Source organism: Embleya sp. NPDC059213 (assembly GCF_042754445.1).
Lineage (GTDB): Bacteria > Actinomycetota > Actinomycetes > Streptomycetales > Streptomycetaceae > Embleya.
Genome location: NZ_JBHZAV010000016.1, coordinates 1 through 15157 on the forward strand (window position 1 = coordinate 1; position 15157 = coordinate 15157).

General features: G+C 69.4%; 16 protein-coding genes. 9 read left to right on the top strand and 7 right to left on the bottom strand.

Going from position 1 to position 15157, the window contains the following annotated elements; translation table 11 throughout:
- Window positions 1–604: 604 nt before the first annotated feature.
- Window positions 605–1519, bottom strand: a complete 915-nt coding sequence (locus ACFXMF_RS09045; protein WP_360322768.1) for an MBL fold metallo-hydrolase — start codon at window positions 1517–1519, stop codon at window positions 605–607.
- Window positions 1520–2318: 799 nt separating this feature from the next.
- Between ACFXMF_RS09045 and ACFXMF_RS09050 the strand changes: the two genes are divergently transcribed.
- The 3 genes from ACFXMF_RS09050 (at window position 2319) to ACFXMF_RS09060 (ending at window position 4505) form a co-directional block, all read left to right on the top strand.
- Window positions 2319–3029, top strand: a complete 711-nt coding sequence (locus ACFXMF_RS09050) for a DUF4232 domain-containing protein (protein ID WP_379989858.1) — start codon at window positions 2319–2321, stop codon at window positions 3027–3029.
- A gap of 109 nt (window positions 3030–3138) precedes the next feature.
- Window positions 3139–3747 (top strand): TetR family transcriptional regulator, encoded by a 609-nt coding sequence (locus ACFXMF_RS09055; protein WP_360322771.1) that lies wholly within the window; start codon window positions 3139–3141, stop codon window positions 3745–3747.
- Window positions 3748–3881: 134 nt separating this feature from the next.
- Complete coding sequence (locus ACFXMF_RS09060; protein WP_360322772.1) at window positions 3882–4505, top strand: histidine phosphatase family protein; 624 nt, start codon at window positions 3882–3884, stop codon at window positions 4503–4505.
- Window positions 4506–4619: 114 nt separating this feature from the next.
- Here ACFXMF_RS09060 and ACFXMF_RS09065 read toward each other — a convergent pair whose 3' ends face one another.
- On the bottom strand, window positions 4620–5603 hold the full coding sequence (locus ACFXMF_RS09065; protein WP_379989857.1) for a GlxA family transcriptional regulator: 984 nt from the start codon (window positions 5601–5603) through the stop codon (window positions 4620–4622).
- A gap of 70 nt (window positions 5604–5673) precedes the next feature.
- On the opposite strand from ACFXMF_RS09065, the gene ACFXMF_RS09070 reads away from it, so the two are divergent.
- A complete protein-coding gene (locus ACFXMF_RS09070) occupies window positions 5674–6324 on the top strand; it encodes an HD domain-containing protein (protein ID WP_379989856.1) in 651 nt (216 codons plus the stop codon).
- A 68-nt stretch (window positions 6325–6392) separates the two neighbouring features.
- On the opposite strand, the gene ACFXMF_RS09075 is transcribed toward ACFXMF_RS09070, so the two are convergent.
- Complete coding sequence (locus ACFXMF_RS09075) at window positions 6393–7061, bottom strand: NADPH-dependent F420 reductase (RefSeq protein ID WP_379989855.1); 669 nt, start codon at window positions 7059–7061, stop codon at window positions 6393–6395.
- Between the two features lie 155 nt (window positions 7062–7216).
- On the opposite strand from ACFXMF_RS09075, the gene ACFXMF_RS09080 reads away from it, so the two are divergent.
- Window positions 7217–7573, top strand: a complete 357-nt coding sequence (locus ACFXMF_RS09080) for a winged helix-turn-helix transcriptional regulator (protein WP_379989854.1) — start codon at window positions 7217–7219, stop codon at window positions 7571–7573.
- Between the two features lie 4 nt (window positions 7574–7577).
- Here ACFXMF_RS09080 and ACFXMF_RS09085 read toward each other — a convergent pair whose 3' ends face one another.
- Together ACFXMF_RS09085 and ACFXMF_RS09090 are read right to left on the bottom strand one after the other, a co-directional pair.
- On the bottom strand, window positions 7578–8324 hold the full coding sequence (locus ACFXMF_RS09085; RefSeq protein ID WP_379989853.1) for a hypothetical protein: 747 nt from the start codon (window positions 8322–8324) through the stop codon (window positions 7578–7580).
- Window positions 8321–8914, bottom strand: coding sequence for a hypothetical protein (locus ACFXMF_RS09090; protein WP_379989852.1), 594 nt, complete (start codon window positions 8912–8914; stop codon window positions 8321–8323). The genes ACFXMF_RS09085 and ACFXMF_RS09090 overlap by 4 nt, the downstream gene beginning before the upstream one ends.
- A gap of 748 nt (window positions 8915–9662) precedes the next feature.
- On the opposite strand from ACFXMF_RS09090, the gene ACFXMF_RS09095 reads away from it, so the two are divergent.
- Window positions 9663–10046 carry a hypothetical protein gene (locus ACFXMF_RS09095; protein ID WP_360322788.1) on the top strand — a complete coding sequence of 128 codons (384 nt, stop codon included), beginning with the start codon at window positions 9663–9665 and terminating at the stop codon, window positions 10044–10046.
- 791 nt (window positions 10047–10837) lie between these two features.
- Here ACFXMF_RS09095 and ACFXMF_RS09100 read toward each other — a convergent pair.
- Entirely contained in the window at window positions 10838–11293 is a 456-nt protein-coding gene (locus ACFXMF_RS09100; RefSeq protein ID WP_379989851.1) for an ATP-binding protein, read from the bottom strand.
- A gap of 297 nt (window positions 11294–11590) precedes the next feature.
- On the opposite strand from ACFXMF_RS09100, the gene ACFXMF_RS09105 reads away from it, so the two are divergent.
- The 3 genes from ACFXMF_RS09105 to ACFXMF_RS09115 all read left to right on the top strand — a co-directional run bounded on the left by ACFXMF_RS09105 (window position 11591) and on the right by ACFXMF_RS09115 (window position 13055).
- On the top strand, window positions 11591–12448 hold the full coding sequence (locus ACFXMF_RS09105; RefSeq protein WP_379989850.1) for a helix-turn-helix domain-containing protein: 858 nt from the start codon (window positions 11591–11593) through the stop codon (window positions 12446–12448).
- Window positions 12430–12627 (top strand): DUF397 domain-containing protein, encoded by a 198-nt coding sequence (locus ACFXMF_RS09110; protein WP_360322796.1) that lies wholly within the window; start codon window positions 12430–12432, stop codon window positions 12625–12627. Before ACFXMF_RS09105 ends, ACFXMF_RS09110 begins: the two co-directional genes overlap by 19 nt.
- A 254-nt stretch (window positions 12628–12881) precedes the next feature.
- Window positions 12882–13055, top strand: a complete 174-nt coding sequence (locus ACFXMF_RS09115) for a DUF397 domain-containing protein (RefSeq protein WP_360322798.1) — start codon at window positions 12882–12884, stop codon at window positions 13053–13055.
- 178 nt (window positions 13056–13233) lie between these two features.
- Here the strand turns inward: ACFXMF_RS09115 and ACFXMF_RS09120 are convergent, their stop codons facing one another.
- Entirely contained in the window at window positions 13234–14328 is a 1095-nt protein-coding gene (locus ACFXMF_RS09120; protein ID WP_379989867.1) for a protein kinase family protein, read from the bottom strand.
- Window positions 14329–15157 lie beyond the last annotated feature (829 nt).

Below are 15157 nucleotides of genomic sequence, written 5' to 3' on the forward strand. Positions count from 1 at the left end.
CCGATGGTCCCGGCAGCAGTGCCGACACCGGGATCGACCGCCGTCCCTGACCGGGTACGCCACGATCGGGCGCCGGGGCATCGGGGAAGGCGAGGTGGCCACCGTGCGATGGCGCCGACGCGGGCGTGGGTTCGGTGCACATCGATGGATCCGGGCCCGCCATCGCGTTGGCACCCCACGCCGTTGCGATCACCGGCGACGTCACCAACCTGAATGTCCGAGCCGCGCCCGTCCCGGGGCCGGTGGAGTGGCCGCTCCTGCCCAATCCCGTGCCAGCGTTGGCCTCGGCGTTCCAGGACCGTACCGGGTTGCGGGAGCGGATCGATCGGGCCCGGGCCGATCACGCGACGGTGGTGCTGTCCGGGGGGCGGGATGGGCAAGTCGCAGCTCGCCGCCGCCTACGCCCACCGGGCCCGCGCGGGGGGCGTGGACCTATCCTCGGGCGGCCCGAAGCAGACACATCCGGTCCCGGAGCGATGCCCACCACGATGGCGAGTGGGCATCGCTCAACCCCGTTCACCCGACAACCGTGGCTACCTGTCGGGGCCGGCCGCTCGCGCGCTGCTCACGCGTCGGCGTCGATCGAAGTGTGGCCGAAGTGCGGTCAGTAGTCCCAGACGGCCGGTACGAAACGGAAGGCGTTGCCGTCGACCGCCACGTTGCAGACGGACGGGAACGGCAGGTGACTGGCCACCAGCAGCTCGCCGTTCGCGGCCAGCTCCGTCAGGAGACGGATCCGGACGCGGGTCGATTCCTCGGGGTCGTGGTCGAAGCCGTTCTGCCAGTCGGGGTGGTCGGACCCGCACTGGAACACGGCATCGCCGGCGAACGTCAGCCGGTCGCCGCCGGACTCCAGTCGGACGATGCTGTGGCCGGGGGTGTGACCGCCGGTGCGGCGGACGATGACACCCGGCGCCACCTCGTACTCCTTTTCGAACGGCTGCAACCGGCCGCGGAACACGTCCAGGAACCGCGAGGCGGTCGTTCGAAGCACGTCCGGCACCGGTGCGGGCATGACGGTTCGGGAGAAGTCGGGTGTTGCCCAGAACTCGGCCTCGGCCGCTGCCAGGTGGATCTTCAGGTCCGGGCGCAGCCGGCCCCTCAGCCCGTCGACGAGCAGCCCGCCGATGTGGTCCATGTGCAAGTGGGTGAGCACCACATCGGTCACGGAGGCGGGATCGATCCCGGCGGCGTCCAGTCGCATGGCCAACTGCCCGGCTCGCGGGAAGCCCGGGAACTCCGTCCCCAGCCCGGAATCGATCAGGACGGTCCGGCCGCCGCTGCGCACCACGGCCACATTCAGCGGCCAGTTGATCACCTGCGGCGGCAGGAACATGTCACCGAGCCAGCCCTCCAGGTCGGCCGTGGCGGCGTTGGTGGCCAACGTCACGGGGGCGATCGGCAGCACCCCGTCGCTGATCACCGTCACGTCGATGTCGCCGACCTTCAGCGCGTAGCGCGACGGAACCAATTCGTCCAACCCCGGTGCGTCGGGGCGTGCGATGTCGACCTGGCTCATGTTGTTCTCCTCTGGAAGAGCGTCAACCGAAGACCTCGACGGCGCGACGGGTCACACCGTTCGGTCACCCCCTATGACCGGGCAGTAGCCCGGTCTGTGACAGCACTGCCGTTGCGAGACCCCGCGACCCGACCGGCTCGGTGCCGAAGATTCCGGTGTGGAGCGAGGGGATCTTCGGGACGGCCGGGTGGAAGCCGCTTCGGGGCCGCTGTTACCTGGCATGGTGGCGGGCCGACTGTCGTCGTGTCGGTGGGAGTCGGGCGGTGGCATCCGTTGGTGGGCGGGAACCGGCGGGCAAGGGAGGGGATTTCCGGCGGAGTGCGGGCCGTGAGGGACGGTCCGGGAAGTGCCGGCAATGTAACGGCGCGTGCGGGGCGGTACCGATCCGCTGTGCGCGCCGGCATGTCGCCAGGGGTCCGGTGTGACGGGCAGAACCGAAAGGGGCGCCGGGCAGCGGCCGTTCCGAGCCCGGTGGCCATGGGTCCGGCCCCGGTCGCGTAAGGGCCGGCTCATGGTGATCCACCGCGTCGGTGAGCGGGCACAGCGACCGTTGCCCTGTTGATACGGCCGGACAAACGTCGGTCCAGTGCGCCGAGTTGCGCCGGTCATAAGGGGCCGAAGAGGGCGTGTCGAGCAGGTCTCGTTTCCTTACGTGACCATGTAACCGGTCTGCGACAGCGATGTCGTGGAACGACGACGCCCCTGGCCGCTCGCTTCACGGCCTCGCCATAGTGATCACGCAAGCACCGAGGAGCCGGAACCGATTCGGCTTCAACTGTCGGAGACCAAGGGGCATTTCATGTTCGGCAACCGTCGCAAGGCCGTTCTCGTTTCCGCAGCCCTCGTTGTCGGCGCCTCGTTGATGACGGCGTGTCAGGGCTCGGACTCGGACTCGGACGCCGCGAAGGGAGCTCCGGCGGTGCAGGGTTCCTCGCCCGTCACCTCGGCCGGCAACGCGGCCACCCCGCCCGGCTCGCCGACCACGGGGGGCAACCAGGGCGGCGGGAAGTCCTCCGCCGGACAGACCTCCGGCTCCGGCGGGCAGGCCGCGACCGGTACGACCGGCGGGGGCGGCTCCGCCGACGGCGGCAAGACCGCCAAGTGCCGCACCGACGACCTGAAGATCACCGCGATCGACGGCACCATCGGTGGCGACCGTGACAAGACCGTCGCGGTGACGTTCAAGAACAACGGCCGGGACTGCGCGATGACCGGGTACGCGGGCGTCGACCTGAAGACCAGCGCGGGGCCGCTGTCCGCGAAGCGCACCGGCGAGGAGGCCCCCTCGATCGTCCTCAAGAGCGGGACGTCGGTGTCCTTCGGCATCAACTACCCGGCCAATGAGTCGGGTGGCTCCGGCGTCGGCATCACCGGTCTCCAGGTGACCCCGCCCGGTGAGACGAAGACGGTCACCCTCCAGTGGCCGGGCGCCGCCACGCTGCCCGTCACGGACGGCGCCGGCTCCCCGGTGAAGGTCGGCCCGATCGGCAGCGCCGGCCAGGGCGGCTGACCCTCGGTACGACGGCAGCCCGGGCGTCATCACGCGGCCGGCGCCGGAGCTTCATGAAGTACTCTGCCTGAAGTAGTCTGGAGGGAGTACTGCACATGGAGCGGTGACAATGGTGAGGCGAAACGACCAGCGGCGTGCCGCGCTCGTCGATGCGGCGATCGAGGTGCTGGCCAGGGAAGGTGCACGGGGACTGACCTTCCGGGCGGTGGACAACGAGGCCGCCGTGCCCGTCGGGACCGTGTCCAACTACTTCGTGAGCCGCGACGATCTGCTCACCCAGGCCGGCGCCCGCGTCTATGAGCGCCTCCAGCCCGACGAAGCCCTGATCGCCCGCCAACGGGCGGCCGGCCGCGACCGGGAAACCTACGCGGTGCTGATGCGTGAACTCGTCGGCCGTGTCGCCGCCTTCCGCACCGGCTACCTCGCGCTTCTCGAACTGCGCCTGGAGGCCACCCGTCGCCCCGAACTGCGCAGGGTGCTCACCGAGCGGGTCCGGGCCGACGTCGACGCCAACATCGAGTACCACGAAGCCTCCGGCCTCCCCGGCGACACCATGGCCGTCAAGCTGCTGATGCTGACCCTCAACTGGCTGATCGTCGAGCAGCTCACCCTCCCGGACGTCTTCACCGAGGCCGAGCGGGAAGAACTGGTCACCGCAGCGGTCGAGCGCATCGTGATCGAGCACCCCCACCAGGACCGGCCGGACCGGGCCTCCTGAGGGGAACGCGCCACAGCCACCGCGCTACAGCCACCACTGCGCACCGTCGTCGCAAGCGCCCGGCCGGCGAGTCGTCGCGCGGCGACAGCACTCGTCGATGCGGCCGGGTCCCCATGGACACGGAGGAGCGTGTGATGACCGGTGTGGCGACCCGATACCTCTACCTGGTTCGGCACGGCGAGGCGTTGCCGGACGAGAGTGGGTTGACCGAGGGTGGGCGTCGGCAGGCCGTGCTCTTGGGGGAGCGCCTTCGGCGCATTCCCTTGGCTGTCGTTCACCACGGTCCGTTGGCACGGGCCGAGCAGACTGCCCGCCTGATCGGTGGGCACCTCCCGAACGTGCCGCTGCATGCCTCGGAAGTTGCCGGTGACTTCGTGCCGTACGTGCCGGGACGGGAAGAGCTTCCGGCGAAGGCCGCCGACTCCTGCCTCCGCTTTCTCGCCGATACCACCGACGAGGAACGGGAGCACGGGTTCGCGCTGGGCCGTCGGGCGTTGGACCTGTTCACCGGGCCGGTGGCCGGCGCGGTGGATCGGCACGAACTGGTCGTCACGCACAACTTCCTGATCGCCTGGCTGGTCCGGGATGCCATGCACGCGCCGAAGTGGCGTTGGATCGGCCTCGACCACGGCAACGCCGCACTCACGGTCATCCGCTACGCGCCCGGTCGGCCCGCTTCCGTCCTCATGGCCAACGACATGCGTCACCTGCCGCCCGAACTGCGCTGGACGGGCTTCGCTCCCGAGCTGCACATCTGAAAGCGTCTACATCCGAAAGTGCCGCACCCGGGCCGATGCCCGGTCGTGGGCGGAGGACGGCACCCGGGTGAAGTACCGCGTGCCGTCCGGCGGCTGGATCGAGATCGGCAACATTCACCGTCGGTCGGTGGTGACCCGGCTTCCGGACTCGTGGGTGCGGAAGGTGGCGCGGTAGGTGGTGGGTGGGACGCCGAGGTGGCGTTTGAACAGGGTGCGCAGGTTCACCGCTGTGCCCAGGCCGGAGCGGCGGGCCACGAACTCGACCGACTCGTCGGTGGATTCGAGGATTTCCCGGGCCCGGTCGAGGCGGGCCGTGAGCAACCACTGCATGGGAGGTTGCCCGGTCTCCTCGTGGAACCGTCGAATGAGCGTGCGGCGGGACAGGCCCGCCCGGCGGGCCAGGGCGTCGACGGTCAGCGGTTCGTCGAGCCGGCCCAGGGCCCAGGCACGTAGGTCGTCGAGTGGCCCACTCGGCCGGGGCAGGGCGGGGCGCTGGATGAACTGGGCCTGGCCGCCGCTGCGATGCGGTGCCGCGACCAGCTCTCGGGCCCGCCGGTTCGCGGCGGCGGCGCCGAAGTCGCGGCGGACGATGTGCAGGCACAGGTCGATGCCCGCGGCCACGCCGGCCGAGGTGAGGATGTCGCCCTCGTCGACGTAGAGCATGTGCGGTTCCACGGTCACCGCCGGGTAGCCCCGGGCCAGCGCGGCGGCGAACTCCCAATGGGTGGTCGCGCGCAGACCGTCGAGCAGACCGGCGGCCGCGAGTACGAAGGCCCCGGTGCAGATGGACACCATCCGGCTGCCGCGGCGCGAGGCCGCGGCCACGGCGTCGCACACCCGCCGCGAGGGCGGTCCGGCCCCGGCCTGGCCGGGCACGACGATGGTGTCGGCATGGGCGAGTGCTTCCAGGCCGTGCTCGACGAGCAGTGCGGCGCCGCCGTGCACCGGCACGGGGCCGGGCGTCTCGGTGCACACCGTCGTGGCGTACGGGCCGTCCTGCCAGCTACCGAAGACCTGGAGCGGAATGCCGAAGTCCAGTGCGAGCACGTCCGGCAGTGCGAGCACGGCGACGTGGTGCGGGCGGGGCGAAGCAGACATGGCACAAACCTATCGAGTGATGGCGTTCGTGCCACTGTCGAAAGGTCGGCGGGCTTTCTACGGTGGCGCCATGACGACAGCGATTCCGCACCCGTATCCCGTCCTTCCGACCACGTCGACGGCCGTTCGCGCCATCGAGTACGTGCATGCCTGCGAGAGCGAGTCGGTGGCCAACCACAGTGTCCGCAGCTATCTCTTCGCGGCTTTGTTCGCCGAGCACGAGGGGCTGCGTCCGCAGGTGGACTTCGATCCGGAACTGCTGTTCCTCGCGTGCGTCCTGCACGATCTCGGCACCTCGCCCGGCGCGCCCGGGAAGCAGCGGTTCGAGGTCGAAGGGGCCGACCTGGCGGCCGAGTTCCTGAGCGGACACGGGGTCGCCGCCGCGCACGTGGACTCGGTGTGGGAGGCGATCGCGCTGCACACCTCGGCCGGCATCGCCGAACGCCGGGGCGTCCTCACCCACCTGACCAGGCGGGGTATCGGCCTGGACTTCGGACGCGACGCCGAGTTCGTCACCGATGCGCAGGGGCAGGCCATCCACGCGCGATACCCGCGGCTGCGGATGGCCGCCACGTTGACCGACGAGATCGTCCGCCATGCCGAGCGCGGAGCCGGGAACGCCCCGCGCTACACCCTTGCCGGGGAACTGGTCCGCGAACGCCGGGAGACGGGGCTGACCGACATGGAGCGGCAGGCGGCGGCGGCCCGGTGGGGCGAGTGACCGGTCCTGGCCGGGCCCGCCGCCCGGGTGACGGCGGGTGGCCGGTCGGTCGTTTCGCCCGATCCGGGCTACGAGTGGGCCTGGCCGGCGGGGGCGATGGCGATCGAGATGTTGAAGTCCACCGGGCCCAGGACCCCGTACAGGCGCAGCCACAGCGGCATCAGCTGTTCCGTCGCGCGGGCGCTGGACAGGTCGCCGAGGTCGATGATCCGGTCGGACGTCCAGCCGAAGGAGCCCAGCAGGGTCGCCACCTCGGCCTTGGCGGCGTCGTCGTTGCCGCTGAGGAAGACGTTGTGATGGCCGGGGACCAGGCCGGGTTCGACCATGACCGTGTTGTTCATCGTGTTGAGGGTCTTGACGACCCGGGTCTCGGGGAACGCCTTTTGCAGTTGTTCGGCGAGGCTGCCGCCGTCCGGAGTGAGGACCTTGGGCGGGAACCCCTGGGAGAAGTCCAGCGCGTTGGACACGTCGACGAGCACCTTGCCGCGCAGGTTGTCGGCACCCGCCGCCTCCAACACGGCCAGTGAGACCAGGCCGCCGGTCGCGTTCACCACGAGTTCGGCGGCGCCGGCCGCGTCGGCGAAGGTGCCGTGGGCGCCGCCGTTGTCCGCGGCCCACTGCTTGGCCTCGGCGTTGTCCGCCGTCCTGGAGCCGAGCGTGACCTGATGACCCAGTGCGGCGAGCTTGCCGGCGAGCCGTCGCCCGACCTCACCCGTGCCCAGTACGCCGATCCTCATGTGCTGTTCCCCCTCGTACCAAAAACACCGAACGACCACCGCAGCCGGTGTGGTGGTCGGCCGGTTTCGTTCGACCGATTGATGTACGTGACCGTAGGTCGGTACGGTCCCGGGCGGAAGTACGCACTATTTGGTACCTGTACCCGGGGGGCCCGATGGAACCGGACGTGTTCGACCCGAACTGCGGCTCACGGGAGGTGCTCGGCCTGATCGCCGACAAGTGGAGCGCGCTGATCCTGTACGCACTGCGCGGCGGCACCCTCCGACACGCCGAACTGCACCGCGCCATCGGCGGGATCAGCCAGAAGATGCTCACCCAGACCCTGCGCTCCCTGGAGGCCGACGGCCTCGTCCGGCGCGTCGCGCTCCCCGTCGTACCGCCACACGTCGAGTACTCGCTCACCACCCTCGGCCAGTCCTTGTCCCCCCTGCTGACCGAGCTGTGCCGATGGGCCGAGACCAACCTCACCGAGGTACGGGCCGCGCGGGCGGTCGACCCGGGCGGGGCGTAGTGGCTCAGCCCAGTTGGGTGTAGCGGGTGAGGGAGGTGTGGAAGGCGGTGGGGTGGACGGCCAAGGGGTCGGTGTAGGGGTTGCGTAGTTGGATGACGAAGAGGATGCCGAAGGCGACGATCGCGCCGACGAAGGCCAGGGCGACGATGTGGCGGACGTCCGTGGTGGGGCCGACCAGGGCCGGGAAGACGATGGCGAAGATGCCGGCGACGATCATCGCCACCGGGAGCACGATCGGGGTCATGGAGGCCGAGTCGGCGAGGCGTACATGGCGTTTGACGTAGAGGTCGGCCATCGCCGCCCGGGTGTCGGCGGCCTGGTCGCGCTCCGTGACCGAGGCGGCGGCGACGCGGGCCGTGATCAGGTCGAGTTGGCGCCACGCGAGCGGGGAGTCGCGCTTGTCGGCCATCGCCGACCATTCCTTGTCGATCACCGTGCGGGTGTAGTCGCGCAGCCCGGCGCGCACCGCCTCCCGGTCGGGCGCCGCCAGCCCTCCGGCCGCCGCGTAGGTCCTGGTCAGCACCCGGGCCTCGTCGCTCGCGTGTTGGCGGACCGTGGACTGGAGTTCCCACGCGCCGACGATCTGGAAGCTGGTCAGCAACACGAAGGAGGACAACACCGCGCCGCCGCAGAAGGACAACAGTTGACCGTCGAAGCCGCCGGTCTTGGTGTTCTCGCCGCGACTGAGCAGGACGAGGGCGCCGGCCGCGATGCCGGCGCCGAGCAGGGCGCCGAGAATCCAGATGATCACGGGCGCACTCCTCGCCGGGCGGGATGGGGCAGCAGTGCCGCGAGCGCGGCGGGCAGGATCGACACGATCAGGGCCGGCCCGATCCCGTCGGCGAAGCCCGGGTGCGCCGCGTCGTCCTCGGGTGGGGCGCCGGCGATACGCAACGGCCGTGGGGCGGGCGGCCGTTCGGCTGCCGACGCGGGGGCCCTCGGCGGTGCGGGCAGCGCGTCCAGGACCGCGAAGGTGTACGGCCGGGCGGCCTCGGCCCGAGGCGGCCGGGGCGCGGGTGGGGCGACGGCGGCCGGCTCCGTCGTCTTGGTCACCGGCGGTGTGGGAGCCGGCGGCCGGGGTCGCGGCGGCCGGGCGGCGGGTGGCGTCGGCGGCGCCCCGGGCGAGCAGCCGCAGCCGGGCCGCACGGTCACCGCGACGTGGTCGCCGATCCGGACCGAGGTGAGCACCCCGGGGTGGTGCACCACATGCACCCGGCCGGTGTCCACCTCCGTGCGTGGGCCGACCGGCCCGGCCGGTCCGGTCTCCACCGTCACCGTGATGCGTTCGTCGGCGAAGGCTTCGCCGCACGCGCCCAGGACCGGCAGGCCCAGCGCCGCCACCAACAGACACCGAGACGCGTGTCGAGCCGTGCATCGAGCCGCATTCCGCGCTGCACGCCGAGGGTTGCCCATGACATCAGGGTGACGACGACGGGCCCATTCGCTCGGACGAATGCCTCGAAACCCCCCTTTCGAGTGATCGGCCGCAGGGTGGTCGGATCGGGCCGGGCACCGAAAAGGCAGCCCCGGCCTGAGCCGGGAGCCGCCTTCGGGTGTCGTCGCGCGGGGCGTCGGCCCGTGCAGCACGCCCGGCCGGCACCGGCGGAGCCGACCGATGGTGCCCGGTGGGTGCGGGCGGACCTGCGTTCGTCTTCGCTGCTGTGCGTGCGGCGGGATTGGTCACGGTGACGGTGACGGGGGTGTGGGCGGGTCGTGTGCTGTGTGCTTTTGGTCAGGGGTGAGTGGTGGTCGGGGGGCCGGAAACGGGGGTTGGCCGCAGTTGCTCCGGCCGAGGAGGCAGAGGGTGGTGGATGGCGGGTCGGTCGGGCGGGGGGGAAGGGTGTGGGCGCGCAGGTGTGGTGGGTTTCGGGACGGTGGCCTCGTTCGGGGTGGGGATGGTCGGTGGGGCGGGTTTCGTGGGAGGGGCCGGCGCCCACGTGGGGGTGGCGAGGATTTCGGTGAGGGGTCGGCGTAGGACGTTGCCGACGACGAGTCGGCGGTGGCTCGGGCCGGTTGCGACGTCGCCATTGGCCAGGATGGTGGGGGAAGTCGGCGACTGCGTAAGGGAGTTGGTTGTCTCGGGCGGGGCTTGGAGTCGGTCGATGTCGATGCGGTCCGGGCGGATGCCGAGGAGGAGGAGTTCGGCTCGGGCGGCGCCGATGCGTTGGTCGGGGATTGTTTCCACGATGTCGACCCGCAGGGGGATGTGCAGTCCGAGTGCGGTGGCGATGTTGGTTCGGGTGCGGAGGTGGCTGCCGGGGTGATGGGTGATGGCCTCGTGTTGAACGGGGTCGTCGGAGTACCACCGGGTGGAGAGGCGGACGCGTTCGTGGGTGAACAGGGTCCATTGGCAGCGGTTGATGTGGACGAGGTCGGTGACGACCTCGATGTCCAGGCGGGCGCGGATCGCGTGGCACAGGATTTCGCCGAAGGCGGGATGGGTGGTGGGCTCGCCACCGGCGAAGCGCACTGATTCGGCCCCGAGTTCGGTCGCTTCGGTGAGGAGTCGGCACCAGGAATCCGGGGGCGTGGTGGGCGAGTGGCCGGCCGGGCACGGGGGCCGGCACGGGTTGGTGAGTTCGAGTGCGATGTGCGTGATGTGGTGCGTGGGTGACTGCCGTGCGGCGGTGATGATCAAGGGGGATGGCTCCGAGCGGGGCGGTCTGCTGGTTCGGTTCAGGACCCGAGGGTTTGGGCTGCCGCTCTGATCGCGCTGCGGACGTCGCGCAGCGTGCAGGAGGGCTGTTCGTGATCCACGGGCGCGACGAGCCAGATGAGGGCGTCGGTGCTTCGGGTGTTCGGGTGTTCGGGTGCGGGATGGTGATCCAGCAGCCTCGGCCGTGGTGGCGTGGGCCGGATCTTTGTTCGCGGGGCGGCAGCGTGTGGGTGGGTTCGGGCGGGATCAGGAAGCCGATACGGCGGTAGCGGCGGTCCAGGATGATCGGGCCCGGGGTGACCTGTCGGGTGCGCAGGACGTCGAGGGTGGCCCGGCCGAGGGATTCGCCCACCTCGATGACGTCGAACGTCTCGCCGGCGGCGACCAGGTAGGGGGCGTGGGGGTTGCGGTTCGGGAATGCGTGGGGCTCCACCCGGACGGGTTTCAGTAGTGGGCTCATCACGAACTGCCTTTGTTTATTGCTGAGTTGCTGTTCTTGAGGGCTGCCCTTCTCCCGCTGTGACGGGAGTGAGCCCGGCCCCGGGACGTGCGTGTGCCGCGCATGGGTGATGCAAGACGGCGTTGTGGGTCGGGGTGGACGCCCGTTGTCAGAAGAGTCCGGCCTGTGTTGGTTGTGGGCGGCGGCGGGCGGGTGCTTCGCCGACCTGGATCCAGGCGGACACGAGCTTGCCGGTGGACGTGCGGGTCCAGGTGAATCCGGCTGCGTCGAGGCAGACCATGGCCAGTCCGCGGCCGTGTTGTGCGTCCGGGGGGATGTCCGCCAGGTTGGACAGGGGTGGGCAGGGTGAGGGGTGGTAGTCCCAGACGGCGATGTCGAGCCGCCCGCCGCTCAGGGTCAGGACAAGCGTGAACTCCGCCCGGACGGCATGCCCTTTGGCGTGCCGCACCGCGTTGGTGGCCAACTCGCTGGCTATGAGCCGTGCCGAGTCGACGATCGGCGAGGGGAACCCGAGGTCGACACAGAAGCTCCGTACGCAGTCGCGCACATGCTTCACTGACGTGGCCGAGATGGGGAAATCCTGTTTGAGGGTGCTTGAAGGCATGGCAGCTCCCGAATGTTGCCGCGGGATATAGCGACTTGCTTCGCTCCGTGTAGAGACGCGTACTGCTGGACGACAGTGGCGGCAAGAGGCCGTACGCGGCCTCCCGTAGGTGGGGAGGCGGCGCCTGGGCGTGTAGCCGCACGCATCACGACCACTTGCAGCAATCAAGCGATTGCTGTTCGTGTCTTGAGTGCTACCTTCCTCGCTCCCATGCAAGTCGTCAAGTTGTATGGGATTTCTGCAAGTGATCACCCTGCGGTCGGTGTCAGGGAGCAGACTGTGTGCGAAGGAGGTGTGATGATCGCTGAGGAGTCGCAGCGTGAACTCGCGAGACTGCTGAGGTGCTTGCGTGAAGCGACGCAGATGACGATGCGCTCGGCCGGAGCCCGGATCGGCATGTCCGAGTCCACGATGAGCCGCGCCGAAACGGCGAAGCGCACGCTGGAGCTTGACGAGGTGGAAGCCCTCCTCGCTCTCTATGGAGCAAGTCCTGAGGACAGGGAGACGGCGCTCGCGCTGCTCGCGTCCTCGGAGCGGGACGTCTTGGCGTGGCTGGAGCCATACGCGGGGAGAATGACTGAGGAGTACGCCGAATACGCTCGTCTCGAGTCGCTTGCGACCGGTATCACCGAATACAGTCCGATGGTGATTCCGGGTCTGGCGCAGACCGAAAAGTACGCCCGCGCCGTAACCGAAAGCACGTCCGGGTTCGGAGACGAACTGGTTGAGATGCTTGTCGAGATCCGCATGCGTCGCCAGCAGCGACTCGCTGAGGAGCCGTCGCCGACGGTGCTGTGGATCATCACTGAAGCATGCTTGCGCATCGACGTCGGAGGCCCGTACGTCATGCAAGGACAGCTTCGAAATCTCGTTGATCTCGCGGAGCGACCCAACATCACCGCTTGCGTGGTCCCCTTCACTACGGCTGTACGGGCGGCAATCCAAAGTGGATTCGCGCTGTTCGACTACTCGGGTGCACGTGATCGAAGCGTCGTCTGCGACAGCAGCTCCGTAGCCTCGGCGGTCGCTACCGAAGAGGCAGCGTATGTGAACCGAGCACGTGGCCTCATCCGACGATTGCTGCATGCGGGCCTTGACGAGCAAAACTCAATCGAAATGATCGAGGATTATAAATCATGGTGGTCAAAACGTTGAAAATACGGTCGCAGACCTTGTCTTGGCGAAAGTCATCGCGAAGCACTCAGGATCATGCTTGCGTCGAGGCTGCCGCCGATGCAGCCGCGGCCTTCGCGCGTGACTCGAAGCTTGCTGAAAGTCCCGAGTTGGCCTTCGAGCACAGCTCCTGGGAGTTCTTCCTCAGCGCGATGAAGTAGTTCCGGAGTGCGGCGAGGTCCCTCCTTCGGGAGGGGCTTCCCGCTTCACGCAATTGCACGACCTCGGTTGAGTCGGTGCAGCCCAAGGCAGTTGCCGAAGGTGACGTTTCGGATCAACGCGCGTGACCTTTGAACGAGTGGATTCGGTGTATGCGTCGCCTCGTCCAGCGCTTGAGTCATGCACCTCCGAACGTCGAGGATTCATCTGAAGGCATCGATGAATACACCGGAGGGAACATGATCGAGAACACCGGTTGTCTGAGTGGCGCAAGTCCTCGTACAGCCAGAGCGACGGTTCGTGTCTTGAAGTTTGCCCGCTGGCGGCTGATGTCGCGGCCAGGGACTCCAAGTTGGCCGAAAGCCCGGTGATTTCCTTCGGCCGACGACAGTGGACCGACTTCGTGCGCTCGGTGACGCGAGTGGCGTGACGCAGTTCTCTCCGGAGTGGGCCGAAAGTCCTCTGGGCTCCGGAGGCACGGGTGTGGGTTGCCGTGGGGGCGCTTCGGTCTTGGCGGCTGTGGGAGGTCGGGTGCGTCGGCGCCGTGCACGCGGCGAACGCAGCGAGAGAGCAGGTCCGTGCGGGCTATCCGGTTCTCGGCGAGGCGCTTACTCGGCCGGCTCGTTCGCCCGTCGTCTGATGGTTGCGGGAGCGATCTCGTTCTCGGGGTGGCCGATGTGGTCGATCTCCTCGGCCGGGTACGGGGTTTCCCTGCTCTCGTTTCCGAGTTTGCGGAAGAAGTCCGCCATCAGAACGGTGAGCGGCGCATCGCGGGTGAGGATTGCCGTGGCCACCTTCGGGGCCCCCGTGGGGCGTTCGCCTTCGGCGTATGCGCGCACCTGGGCCTCGCGCTTGTCTCGGTCGTGTCCGTACAGGGCGGTGACCAGCCAGTTCACCAGGTATGAGGTGGTGTAACAGCGGTCGTAGGTCTGATGCCGGTCGAAGAAGTCGACCTCGTCGCCCGACAGTTCGAACCGAGAGGAGAGCGCAAGGCCGTAGTCCGTGAAGAACAGGCGCCGGCCGTCGGTCAGGATGTTCTCGAAGTGGGCGTCGAAGTGCAGGAGGCCGCGGCTGTTCATGAACGAGGTTCCGGCCTTCAGTTCCCGCTCCACCATCGTGCAGGCCCGGTCGGCGGTCCCGCCGCCGATGTCCAGTTGCCGGCCCAGCCACTGGTGCAGGTTCCGGGGGATGTACTCCAGGAACAGTGCGACGCTCGCCGACGAGTCTCGGAGGGCCTCGATGCGGTGGCGCACCTGCGACCCACCGCCCCAATAGGCGACCGCCCCTTCGACGTCCGCCAGTTCCTCGGGCAGCGGGGTCGAGTCCGGCAGTACCCGCCAGTGGTACAGCAGCGGAAAGCCCTCGTATTCGCCCGCGAGCGCCCAGTTTGTCGTCATGGTGTGCGTGGCGAGTTCCCGCCAGACGCCGAAGCCCGGGCCGCCGATGCCGTACTGACAAAAGACCGGCAATCCGAACACGTTCGCCGTGGACCGCACGCCGTCCGGTTCCCGCTCCGGATCGGTGAGGGGCACCCGCTTCACGAAGACCGGGGTTCCGTCGATCTCCAGCAGCGCCGACTTGCCGCCGATACCGCAACCGAGCGGCTGGGCCGACTCCACAAGGCTGCCCAGGGTGTGGTCAGCGCACCGGGCCAGGGCCGTGGAGACGGCGTTGTGGGCGGTCAGACGTACATCGCGCGACATTTCGAGGGATTTCACCGCTGCCTCCGTCCGGGACCAACGAAGCCACCACGCTGTCTCACGGAAGGTGGTCCGTCCAGCTCGGTGTCTCGGGCGAAGGCGGTCGGCGCGGCCGGGTCCTGCTGGTCTGGCCGGGGGTGCCGGCCGCGCTCGCGGTGGGTGCCGCGCAGGCGTCGGGGCTCGGACGAGGGGTTCTCGATGCCCGGGGACCGAGTCGCAGAAGGCGTTCGATCTCATGGAGGAGCGATTTCCCGGAACGGCCGCGGACGGCGCCACCCCCCCCGGGTCGTATTCGTCGCCCCAGGCGGGCAAAAGGTGGCCACCGGCGACCTGCGCAAGGCCGTCGACAACGCGGTGGGTCGCTGCGTGACGGACCGCAAGTGGCCGCTGTCGCAGACCCGTTCGAGTCGAAGGCGATCAGCAAGGAAGGTTCGGCCGCATACGCGACCGTCACCTACGAGGTGGAGCCTGGAGACCGCCGACGTCGCCGACGCCATTCGCGCGGCGGTGGACAGGGCGGCCGAGCAGGCGCGAGTGCCGGGCCTGACGGTGGAAACCGGCGGGTCGGCGATGGACGACGGCGGCGGGCCCGGCGGGGTCGCGGAGATCGTCGGCCCCTCGGCGCCGGCGGTCGGGCGGCGGTGGGCCGTGGTGCGGTCGGGCACCCGAATCCGGGAGGCACGGTCACCGATGCATGGTCGCCGAGCCGGACGGAGGTGACCACTCCCGGCTGGTACACCACATGTACCCGGCCGGCGTGCCGCGCCGGGGTTCCGCCCGCGCCCGCTCCCGAGCGGGCTGCCCGTGGACCGCCGCCAGTGTCCCGCCGCAC

Coding starts and splice junctions, on each gene's coding strand:
- ACFXMF_RS09120 (WP_379989867.1), bottom strand. CDS start 14,328: ATGTCGCGCGATGTACGTCTGACCGCCCACAACGCCGTCTCCACGGCC.
- ACFXMF_RS09105 (WP_379989850.1), top strand. CDS start 11,591: ATGATCGCTGAGGAGTCGCAGCGTGAACTCGCGAGACTGCTGAGGTGC.
- ACFXMF_RS09110 (WP_360322796.1), top strand. CDS start 12,430: ATGGTGGTCAAAACGTTGAAAATACGGTCGCAGACCTTGTCTTGGCGA.
- ACFXMF_RS09070 (WP_379989856.1), top strand. CDS start 5,674: ATGACGACAGCGATTCCGCACCCGTATCCCGTCCTTCCGACCACGTCG.
- ACFXMF_RS09065 (WP_379989857.1), bottom strand. CDS start 5,603: ATGTCTGCTTCGCCCCGCCCGCACCACGTCGCCGTGCTCGCACTGCCG.
- ACFXMF_RS09100 (WP_379989851.1), bottom strand. CDS start 11,293: ATGCCTTCAAGCACCCTCAAACAGGATTTCCCCATCTCGGCCACGTCA.
- ACFXMF_RS09060 (WP_360322772.1), top strand. CDS start 3,882: ATGACCGGTGTGGCGACCCGATACCTCTACCTGGTTCGGCACGGCGAG.
- ACFXMF_RS09075 (WP_379989855.1), bottom strand. CDS start 7,061: ATGAGGATCGGCGTACTGGGCACGGGTGAGGTCGGGCGACGGCTCGCC.
- ACFXMF_RS09080 (WP_379989854.1), top strand. CDS start 7,217: ATGGAACCGGACGTGTTCGACCCGAACTGCGGCTCACGGGAGGTGCTC.
- ACFXMF_RS09055 (WP_360322771.1), top strand. CDS start 3,139: ATGGTGAGGCGAAACGACCAGCGGCGTGCCGCGCTCGTCGATGCGGCG.
- ACFXMF_RS09050 (WP_379989858.1), top strand. CDS start 2,319: ATGTTCGGCAACCGTCGCAAGGCCGTTCTCGTTTCCGCAGCCCTCGTT.
- ACFXMF_RS09045 (WP_360322768.1), bottom strand. CDS start 1,519: ATGAGCCAGGTCGACATCGCACGCCCCGACGCACCGGGGTTGGACGAA.